12 protein-coding genes are annotated in these 8,603 nt (G+C 68.4%); 10 read left to right on the top strand and 2 right to left on the bottom strand.

Translation table 11 applies throughout. The features are described 5' to 3' along the window. Window positions 1-133 precede the first annotated feature (133 nt). Together RB608_RS24910 and RB608_RS24905 are read left to right on the top strand one after the other, a co-directional pair. Entirely contained in the window at window positions 134-352 is a 219-nt protein-coding gene (locus RB608_RS24910) for a hypothetical protein (protein ID WP_308090778.1), read from the top strand. Window positions 353-478: 126 nt separating this feature from the next. After that, on the top strand, window positions 479-676 hold the full coding sequence (locus RB608_RS24905; protein WP_308090777.1) for a helix-turn-helix domain-containing protein: 198 nt from the start codon (window positions 479-481) through the stop codon (window positions 674-676). A gap of 5 nt (window positions 677-681) precedes the next feature. Here RB608_RS24905 and RB608_RS24900 read toward each other — a convergent pair whose 3' ends face one another. Further along, a complete protein-coding gene (locus RB608_RS24900) occupies window positions 682-1,065 on the bottom strand; it encodes a hypothetical protein (RefSeq protein WP_308090776.1) in 384 nt (127 codons plus the stop codon). An 80-nt stretch (window positions 1,066-1,145) separates the two neighbouring features. On the opposite strand from RB608_RS24900, the gene RB608_RS24895 reads away from it, so the two are divergent. The 4 genes from RB608_RS24895 (at window position 1,146) to RB608_RS24880 (ending at window position 4,385) form a co-directional block, all read left to right on the top strand. Further along, the gene (locus RB608_RS24895) at window positions 1,146-1,355 is read left to right on the top strand and encodes a hypothetical protein (protein WP_308090775.1); all 210 of its coding nucleotides are present in this window, start codon (window positions 1,146-1,148) and stop codon (window positions 1,353-1,355) included. A gap of 480 nt (window positions 1,356-1,835) precedes the next feature. After that, entirely contained in the window at window positions 1,836-3,029 is a 1,194-nt protein-coding gene (locus RB608_RS24890; protein ID WP_308090774.1) for a site-specific integrase, read from the top strand. A 581-nt stretch (window positions 3,030-3,610) separates the two neighbouring features. Then, window positions 3,611-3,823, top strand: coding sequence for a helix-turn-helix domain-containing protein (locus RB608_RS24885; RefSeq protein ID WP_308090773.1), 213 nt, complete (start codon window positions 3,611-3,613; stop codon window positions 3,821-3,823). A 226-nt stretch (window positions 3,824-4,049) separates the two neighbouring features. Continuing rightward, the gene (locus tag RB608_RS24880) at window positions 4,050-4,385 is read left to right on the top strand and encodes a hypothetical protein (RefSeq protein WP_308090772.1); all 336 of its coding nucleotides are present in this window, start codon (window positions 4,050-4,052) and stop codon (window positions 4,383-4,385) included. A gap of 17 nt (window positions 4,386-4,402) precedes the next feature. Here the strand turns inward: RB608_RS24880 and RB608_RS24875 are convergent, their stop codons facing one another. Next, window positions 4,403-4,726: a hypothetical protein gene (locus RB608_RS24875; protein ID WP_308090771.1), complete on the bottom strand. Its 324-nt coding sequence runs from the start codon at window positions 4,724-4,726 to the stop codon at window positions 4,403-4,405. A 92-nt stretch (window positions 4,727-4,818) separates the two neighbouring features. On the opposite strand from RB608_RS24875, the gene RB608_RS24870 reads away from it, so the two are divergent. From RB608_RS24870 to RB608_RS24855, 4 genes are read left to right on the top strand one after another with little or no spacing between them, the layout of a single operon-like run. Next, window positions 4,819-7,665: a hypothetical protein gene (locus tag RB608_RS24870; RefSeq protein WP_308090770.1), complete on the top strand. Its 2,847-nt coding sequence runs from the start codon at window positions 4,819-4,821 to the stop codon at window positions 7,663-7,665. After that, window positions 7,662-7,859 carry a hypothetical protein gene (locus RB608_RS24865; protein WP_308090769.1) on the top strand — a complete coding sequence of 66 codons (198 nt, stop codon included), beginning with the start codon at window positions 7,662-7,664 and terminating at the stop codon, window positions 7,857-7,859. The genes RB608_RS24870 and RB608_RS24865 overlap by 4 nt, the downstream gene beginning before the upstream one ends. Then, complete coding sequence (locus RB608_RS24860) at window positions 7,856-8,200, top strand: hypothetical protein (protein ID WP_308090768.1); 345 nt, start codon at window positions 7,856-7,858, stop codon at window positions 8,198-8,200. The genes RB608_RS24865 and RB608_RS24860 overlap by 4 nt, the downstream gene beginning before the upstream one ends. Next, window positions 8,197-8,523 carry a hypothetical protein gene (locus tag RB608_RS24855; protein ID WP_308090767.1) on the top strand — a complete coding sequence of 109 codons (327 nt, stop codon included), beginning with the start codon at window positions 8,197-8,199 and terminating at the stop codon, window positions 8,521-8,523. Before RB608_RS24860 ends, RB608_RS24855 begins: the two co-directional genes overlap by 4 nt. The last annotated feature ends 80 nt before the right edge of the window (window positions 8,524-8,603 follow it).

Below are 8,603 nucleotides of genomic sequence, written 5' to 3'. Positions count from 1 at the left end.
CCGCGTCAACATCGTGCCCACCACCGAACCCGAGATCGGAGCTGATGACCTGCCCGCGCTGACCGCCTGACACCTCATCGAGGAGCACGCAGCGCTACACCACTACGCGGGACTTGACCACTACCGATTGGCGATGACGCGACTCTTCGCCGACCTCGACCCCTGGGGTCACATCAAGGACTACGGCACACCGGACGACGAGTATGAGAAGTACATTTCGGAGTTGCTGAAGTGGCGGACAGCCGTGACCCCGGAACGCGTCGTCGAAGTACTCGGTCCCATCGACGAGGCCGTCGCGACCGCCCTGGCGACCGGCATTGAGCGAATCCGCGAGGAGTTCGGCTACGCGTAGCCCTGACACGCTGCCGAAGGCTCACATGGTCGGCGGCGTGGATGAAACGTGGCCACTCGACGCAGCCGTGCGGCCTTGAGGGACAAGAGCGGACGAACGGCGTCCGCCGTGACCTCGGAGTCCGCCATGCCCGCCACCCTCACCCGACGTCTCGTCACCCTTAACGACGCCGCCGACGCACTCGCTGTGTCGACGCGGACCGTCCGGCGCTACATTGCCGACGGCCAACTCGAAGCCGTGCGTCTCGGCCGCAAGACGTTGCGGATCAAGGCCGATTCGATCGAACGCTTCATCGACGCGAAGCCCGTGGGCAACTGGCGCTGACCCGGTCAGCCTTCGGCGGGGCTCGCCAGCGCGAGCTCGCGCCACCGCTCGTACGAGACTTCGGCCCCAGCGTCGGTCAGCGCGACGGATGCGAGGCCCTCCTCCGTCTCCGGTCGCCAGCGTTGAGGAGAGTTCAGCACTTCAGTCGCGTCCGCAGCCGAAACCTCGTAGTCGGTCTCGGCCGGCTTCCTTACCCACAGTCCGATCAGCCCCTCGGCGTGCCAACGCCCAAGTACCTGCCCGCAGTCGTTTCGGTCCCACGGCCCGTGGACGACGTCTCCCGACGGCAGTCGGTCGATCGCGCCGAGCGGCGCCTCGTAGAGAAGCCCTTCTTCGAAGACAAGCGCGTACATCTCGCTGATGAAGTCCTCGCGCTCGACGTCGTCCACCGGTCAATCTTGTCAGCCAACGGCGGGCCACGAACAGAACGCGTTCGCTATCAACGCGCCCGACGGGCGATCATTGCGGCGTGAAGAAGCGGCATGTGTACCCGATTGTGCGCTACGACGAATACCTCTCAGAGCACGACGTCGACATCTCAATGCTGATCTCGGTGGTGAAGGTTCTGGATGACGAGGGTTCTGTCGAGCAGGAAGCTCAGCGCCTCAATGCTCTGCGGCCAGACAACGGATCGCGGTACTGGGCAACCCTGAGCCGGATGGCCGTGGTCGCCGACTAAGGCACTTCCGAGGTCGATCCAGACTTCACACGCCAGGCGCTCGACCTGGCGGCGGCGATCCGCCTTGGCTACGAGGCCGAGCGTGACGATTCAACATCGGCTTCGACGTGCCGCCTGCCGACGAGATCCAATGGCTCGCCGGCTGGCTGGTGAGCGAGGGATGGAGCCGCACTTCATGAGAGCCAACCGGTCAGTAAACAAGGACAGGAGCGGCCAGATCTGGCCGCTCCTTGTTCCCCGTATGTTCCCGACTTCAGATCCGGATCCGAAAATCCTGCTCTGACCTGCGGAAACTTGGTGGGCGATACTGGGTTTGAACCAGTACGCCCGCGCTTACACGTCACTGGGCTTGACCTGCTCAAACCGCCTCTGTGCTGGGTGAATCGGTACCAGTGGCGTGTTGGATAGGTGGACTCAGGGAGACTCGCCTAGACTCAGAACCGATGCACGGACGATGCATCGGACGAGGGGGATGAGCCCATGGCGACGGACCAGAAGCGCCGATCGTTCGGGCAGGTCACGCTGATGCGCAGCGGTCGCCACCAGGCGCGCTACACCGGTCCCGATGGCAAGCTCCACACTGCGCCCTCGACCTTCGAAGACAAGGAGACCGCGCAACTGTGGCTCCGCAATGAGCGGATCCTGACCGAGTCGCCCGAGACGTGGGAGCCACCCAAAGTCCGAGCGGCCAAGGTCCGCAGCCGGCTCACCTTCGGCGCCTACTCCGAGGCGTGGCTCGCGGGCCGCAAGGTCAAGGGCCGGCCTCTCGCCGCTCGCACGCTCGACCACTACCAAGCGCTGCTCGACGAGCACATCAACCCGACCTTCGCCGATGTCGCCCTAACGTCGATCACGCCTGAGATGGTCGACCACTGGTACGAGCTCTGCGCTGTCGGTCGGCCGACGACACAGGCGCACGCCTACTCGCTGCTCCGGACCATTCTTGGCACCGCCGTCGACCGGGGTGTGATCAAGACCGCGAACCCCGCGAAGGTCCGCGGCGGCGGCTCGACCACACGGGCGAAGAAGGTCAAGCCCGCCACCCTGGCCGAGCTTGAGCAGATCGTCGGCGCGATGCCCGATCGACACCGCCTGATGGTTCTCCTCGCCTCGTGGTGCGCTCTCCGGTTCGGCGAGCTCGCCGAGCTTCGACGCAAGGACGTTGACACCAGGGCTGGTGTCCTGCACGTGCGAAGGGGAGTGGTCCGGTCGAAGTCCGCCGGCGTCGTCACGAAGGCGCCGAAGTCCGACGCGGGCGTGCGTGACGTGGCGATCCCACCTCATGTACTGCCGATGGTCCGCGCGCACCTGCTCGAGCACACCGCGGCCGGCCGCGACGGACTGCTGTTCGCGACGTCGATTGGGGAGCACTTGGCGCCGAGCACCTTCTACGGGAAGGCGGCGGTCCTGGCGAAGGACGGCAGCGTCAAACGCGCAGGATGGGGCTGGTACGCCGCGCGGCAAGCCGCTGGCCGCGAGGACCTACGCTTCCACGACCTGAGGCACACAGGCGCGGTTCTCGCCGCCCAGACAGGCGCCACCCTCGCCGAGCTCATGGGGCGCCTCGGGCACTCGACCCCGGCAGCGGCACTGCGGTACCAGCATGCGGCCGCCGAGCGTGACCAAGAGATCGCACGGCGGCTCTCCGAGATGGCCCAGGGCGTGGAGTTGTGAGCGGCAGCGCGGACCCGTACGGGACGTCGGGAGACCTGCCCAGGCGATGGTCCGAATACGACCCGCGCACCCGTGCCCGGACGGACATTGGCCCTCGAACTATCGAGGTTTGGTGCGACGAGGCATCGCACGACGGCGAGTTCATCGGGTTCCTGACGTCCTCCAGGGGAGGGCCGTTCGAGGTATGGCTACCCGGCGGACCTCACGTGACAACGCAACGTCTAACGCTTCCTGAAGACGCTGCGACCAACGAGACGCGCCCCGAACTGCTGGGCGTCCTGAACCGTGTGGCCGAACGTCATCGCCTGCGCTGCCCGCGCTGCGGCCTCGATGTGATCGGCGGAGACAGGCTGGGAGCCAACCGACAGGGGATGGCGACGCTGTGGGCGCTTCGAGACGAGTTTGGTGCTGGCGACCGGGAAGCAATGCGCAAGGCGGGGCGAACTGACCGAGCGCTATCGAAGGTGGCCGACGCAGGAATCACACGCTTGTCATTGGTCGCGCTCGGTCGCATAATGTCTGGGTAAGTCCAGCGCACCTCAGCGGGTGCAGGTTCATCCTGCCCTGGAGGTAAGCGCATCATGGCTCTCAAAGCCGCCCTCTCGAAGCGTCGATTGGCGAGCATTCCGCATGCTGCGGAGTACGCCGACGTCTGCACCAAGACCATCCGCCGCCGGATCTCCGACGGCAGTCTGACCGGCTACCGGATGGGGAAGCGCGTCATCCGTGTCGACCTCAACGAGCTCGACGCCCTCATGACCCGGATCCCGGCCGCTGGCGGTGACGCTGCATGACGGCACGAGAAAGCCGCCCCGCGACCAACGAGGCGGCTGAGATCCCGACGCCAATCAAGATCGAGGCCAGCGTACGACGCGAGACCGATGAGTTGTGTGACCCGGAAGGGTGCGCGCCGGCGTGCGTGCTGTGCGACCGGTGTGCCCATCGGGAGCGGGTGTGCCTGGACTGCGGCACCTGCCGTCGCTGCAACCTTGGGGTTGCGTGCGGACACCGGTGGTCGCGATGAGCGCCCAGGCCGAGCTGCATCCCGACAGCGCGGCGACGCTCGCGGCCGTCGGCGCCGGCAAGCGCTGGCTGTGTGACTGCCTCTGCAGGAAGCAGTACTCCACGCCCGCCGGCAGCGCGAGCCACGCATGTCCCCGGTGCGGCGAGCTCTCCTACCTCAGGGCCTTGTCGGCCCGGGTGAGCAGCCAGATGAATATGCCGCACCTGCAGCTCACCCTGTCTGGCGACCAGGTCATCGCGTGCGCGCTTGCCCTTGGCGAGATCGACGAGGAACTGGCGGCGCGACTCCAGGATCCCCTGCTCGGTGAGCCGTTCGAACTGCGGTGGATCTGATGGCCCGGCGAGCAGGACTACACGCCGTCGGGGAAGAAGCTCGGGTCCGGCTTGAGCGTCCACAGCCCGTACTCCCGCGGGGTGTCCGGAGGAGGCGTGTCGTCGGTCATCGCGAACGCCCAGCGCACCTGACCAGCCCCCTTCTCGAACGCTGTGGCGTCACGCACGACGCCGGCCTTCGAGGGTGCGTAGGCCCCGGGCGGGAAGGCGAGGTAGTGGAACTTGAGACCTGCGAGGAACGTCCCGTGGTTGGCGACCCACAGCTCGAGCAGCTCCGTCATGAAGAGAGCGAGCTGCTGCTTGGCCACTTCCGTTGTCGGCTCGGTGGGCAGGTTCTTCACGACAGTCACAATCGGCACAGGGTCATCCTGCTCCAACCTTCCGACAGAACAGCTCGAACCCTCGATCTGCCGTGCGGGAAGGTGGCGAGCGCGTGACCACTCAGCAGATCCCCCACCCGATCGCGCCCTCCCTGACCGAGGAGCAGGCCTACGCCCTCGATGTCGCCCGGGCGCTCGCCGCGGCCGGCGTACCGGTGTTCGTCGCCCCTCCCGACCCCGGCCGCAAGATCGGCTATCGGCTGCCCTCGGCGTGGCAACAGACCCGGGCCGACCCTGCCGTCGTCGACGCTTGGGCCCCCGGCTACGCGCTATGCGCCGTTATGGGCCTAGGCCTCGACCTGCTCGACGTCGACCTGTACAAGGGCGGTGATCTCGCCCCACTGGATGGTCAGATCCCGACGGCGTACGCCGTCGCCACGACGCCGTCTGGGGGCGTGCACAGCTTCATCCGGCCGCTCGGGGTGCACAGCCTCGACGACACGTTGCCCGGGGTCGACGTGAAGTCTGGCGATGCCGAGGGCGAAGGTCGCGGCTTCGCCTTCATCGCGCCGACCGTGCGCACCTCGAAGGTAACCGGCCAGCCGGAGCCTTACCGCTGGATCCAGCCGCCCGACCTGGCCCGGCTGGCGGCCGTCCAGCGGGGTGAGCGCATCGATGAGTCCGGGACGGCGCTCCGTGCGCTGATCGGTCAGGTACGTTCGTCCGTCGGGCAGCCTGCGGCAGACGGCACGCCGTACATCGGGCCGCCGTTCGCTGCCCTTCCGGCCGAGCAGCAGCAGCAGCTTTCGCGCTACGTCGCCGCGGCGGTCGACGGCATCCGGGCCGAGCTGGTGGCGTCGGCCGACTGGGCGCCGAGCCAGACCGACGCGCAGGGCCGCGGCTGGGAGAAGCTCCAGGCCGATGCTGCCTGGCGGCTCGGCAAGTTCGCGCGTGCCGAGTGGTCGCCGCTGACCTTGGACGTCGCGCGGGAGGCCTTCTGCGAGGCCGCGCCGGTTGACGAGAGCTGGGGGTTCGACGACGTCGAGCAGAAGTGGCGTGCGCAGGCCTGGCGCGGTGACCCGGCACCGATACCGGACCTGCGCCCCGCGTCCGAGCGCGACGCGGAAGGGTGGGCACGACTCGGCTTCGACATCGACCAGATCGCGGCTTCACGAGCAACCGGGGAGGCAGGAACGCCGGGGGAAGCTGACGCCCCCGCGGAAGGGGGCTCCCGTACGCCGGTCAACGTCTCGAATCCCGCACTCGCGACGGAGTGGCTGCGTCTTGAGGTGGGCCGGGAGGGCACGCCGCTCGCCGGCCTGTTCGCTCGAGGTGGGTACCTCTCACACGCTCCCGCGATCGGTCAGGACGGCTACCAGCCGTTGACAACCCGGACGCACGACGAGGACGGTCCCGTTCAGGTGCGGCGAGTGGACGCACCAACGCTCGCGGCGCAGGTCCAAGGGCGGTACGCGCCCTTCCGGTACGACGTCCGCACGAAGGCCGACAAGCCGGCGATGTTCCCCGGTGAGGCGGCGACCTCCATCGTCAAGGCCATCGACCTGGCACCGAACCTGCGCGAGCTCGTGGGGGTCACGCACACGCCGATGGTGCGTGCCGACGGCACCGTGCTCGACCAGCCGGGGTACGACGACGCGACGGGGCTGCTGTTCCTCCCTGCTTCCGGCCTGGTCGTGCCGCCTGTGCCGTCGGCGCCGACGCTTGACCAGGTCTCGGCCGCGGCGGCGCTGGTGCTGCAAATGATCGGCGAGTTCCCGTTCCTCACCGACCACGACCGCGCGAACTACCTGGCGGGGTTGTTGAGCCCGCTGCTGCGCGCCGTCGTGCCGCCGCCGTACAAGATGATCGCGATCGGCGCTCCCGAGCGCGGCTCCGGGAAGTCCCTGCTCGCCGAGCTGCTGCGCATCGTCCATGGTGGCGTCCTGCGTTCGGAGACGCCGGCCAGCGAGGAGGAGTTCTCCAAGCAGATCACGGCCATTCTGGACACGACTGCGGCGCCGATCGTCGAGTTCGACAACGTCAGTGGCGTGCTGCGCTCGTCGGTGCTGGCTGGCCTGCTCACCGCGTCGCTGTGGAGCGATCGACGGCTCGGCAAGTCGGAGCAGATCGTGCGGCGCAACGACCGCACCTGGGTGATCACCGGCAACAACCTCGAGCTCGGCGGCGACCTGGTACGGCGCACGCTGTGGGTCACCATCGACCCCGCCACCCCGAACCCTGAACGTCGCGTCGGGTTCGCGATCCCGGACCTCCGGGCGTGGACGCGAGAGCGGCGCGGCCAGCTGCTTCACGCGCTCCTGGTGATGATCCGCGCATGGGTCATCGCAGGCCGACCGGTCCCGGACCGAGCCAGCACAGACGACTACGGCACCTGGCTCCAGGTCGTGAACGGGATCCTTCAGCACGCTGGCATCGCCGGTACCGCCGGTCACCTAGGCGCGGAGCGGCAGAAGGAGGGCTCGGACGACGAGGAGTGGGGCACCTTCCTCGCCGCGGCCGAGCGCGTCTTCGGCAGCAGCGAGTGGGCCGCCCGAGACCTGCTGGGGAGGGTCGCCACCTACGAGATGCCTGGGCAACCCCTCGACGCGAGCCGGATCTCGCTCGACGAGCTGCCCGGACCGCTCGCGGAGAAGGTCCCGGCAGCGAACCCTGCAGCTGCGGCGCGCGTACTCGGGAAATGGCTGCGCAACCGCGAGGGCCGCTGGGCCGACAGACGAGCCGTCCGATCCCGTCTCGACGCCCACACCAAGGCGAAAGTCTGGCGAGTCGAGCAGGCCAGCAGGGCAGAAGTTGCGGGGAGTGCGGGGAGTTACGGGAGCCCTACAACCCCTACTAGCGATTTCGCACTGTATTTAGGGGGTAAGGGAGGGCTGGACCTCCCGCCTTTCCCCGCACTCCCTGCAACCCCCCTCGGTGGTCCGCAGGAGGCGACGGCATGACGACCGACGAGGCCCGCTGCGAGCACTGCCACGTGCCGCTCCTGGTCCGGGCAGATCGCACCGTCTATCGCCCGCACCTGAGCTGGTGCCTGTGGGCGCCACGGGCACGACCCGTCGTACTCCTGCCACGTCCCGCCCAGGCCGAGCCCGACGACCCGCCCGACACCGACGACGAGAGGAACGACGAGAGATGACCGAGCCCGACCTGATCCGCCGCGCTACGCGCGCGGTGCCCGAAGAGCTGGTCAGCTGGTTCAAGCACCAGGTGCCGTGCACCGGCGCTGACCTGCAGCTGCATATCGGCGCGGTCGACGGTGCGCCGATCCTGTGCTGCGACGGCTGCGAGCGCCGGGTACCGCTGCGCGATCTCGACCTGCGTACGGTGGCGTTCCGTGCCCTGCGGGCCGAGGCCAGACCGAGCACGCCGGCCCCGGCCAATTCCGCCCGTTGGTCGACCACGTGCGCTCTCTGTGGCTGCGTGGTCCACCTCGAACGCCCGCCGGTCTCGCGGGTGCGATGCGAGGCGTGCGGATGACGACCATCGACCCCGCCGACCTGGCCGGCCTCGGCGATCCTGAGCTACACGCGATGATCGCCAGCGTCGCCGGCCTTCGCCAGTACTACGACGCCCGCGGTGTCCAACACGCGTGGCTCGCCCTGGAGGCTGCCCTGGGCGTCGCGCTGCTCGAGCGGCGCTGCGCTGCCGTGGCGGACCAGCTGGGCCACGGGCTGAGCATCGAGGAGCAGTCGGCCGTCCTTGACGTGATCGACGCTGAGCAGATTGCCTACCGCGCCGGCTTCGCCCGTGCCCGGCATCAGCTGGTGCAGAAGCGGGCCGGCCGCAGGAGGCGGAAGTGATGAGGAGCGCCGATGGCCAAGCTCTGAGACCCCCGGGGTACCCCGTTGGCGGCCTGACCTCGGTTCTCGCGGACCGCCGC

Origin of the sequence: Nocardioides sp. LHD-245 (assembly GCF_030929495.1) — a bacterium.
GTDB lineage: Bacteria > Actinomycetota > Actinomycetes > Propionibacteriales > Nocardioidaceae > Nocardioides.
The sequence above is the reverse complement of the archived record's forward strand: the minus strand, read 5'-3'. Positions and strand labels throughout refer to the sequence as shown.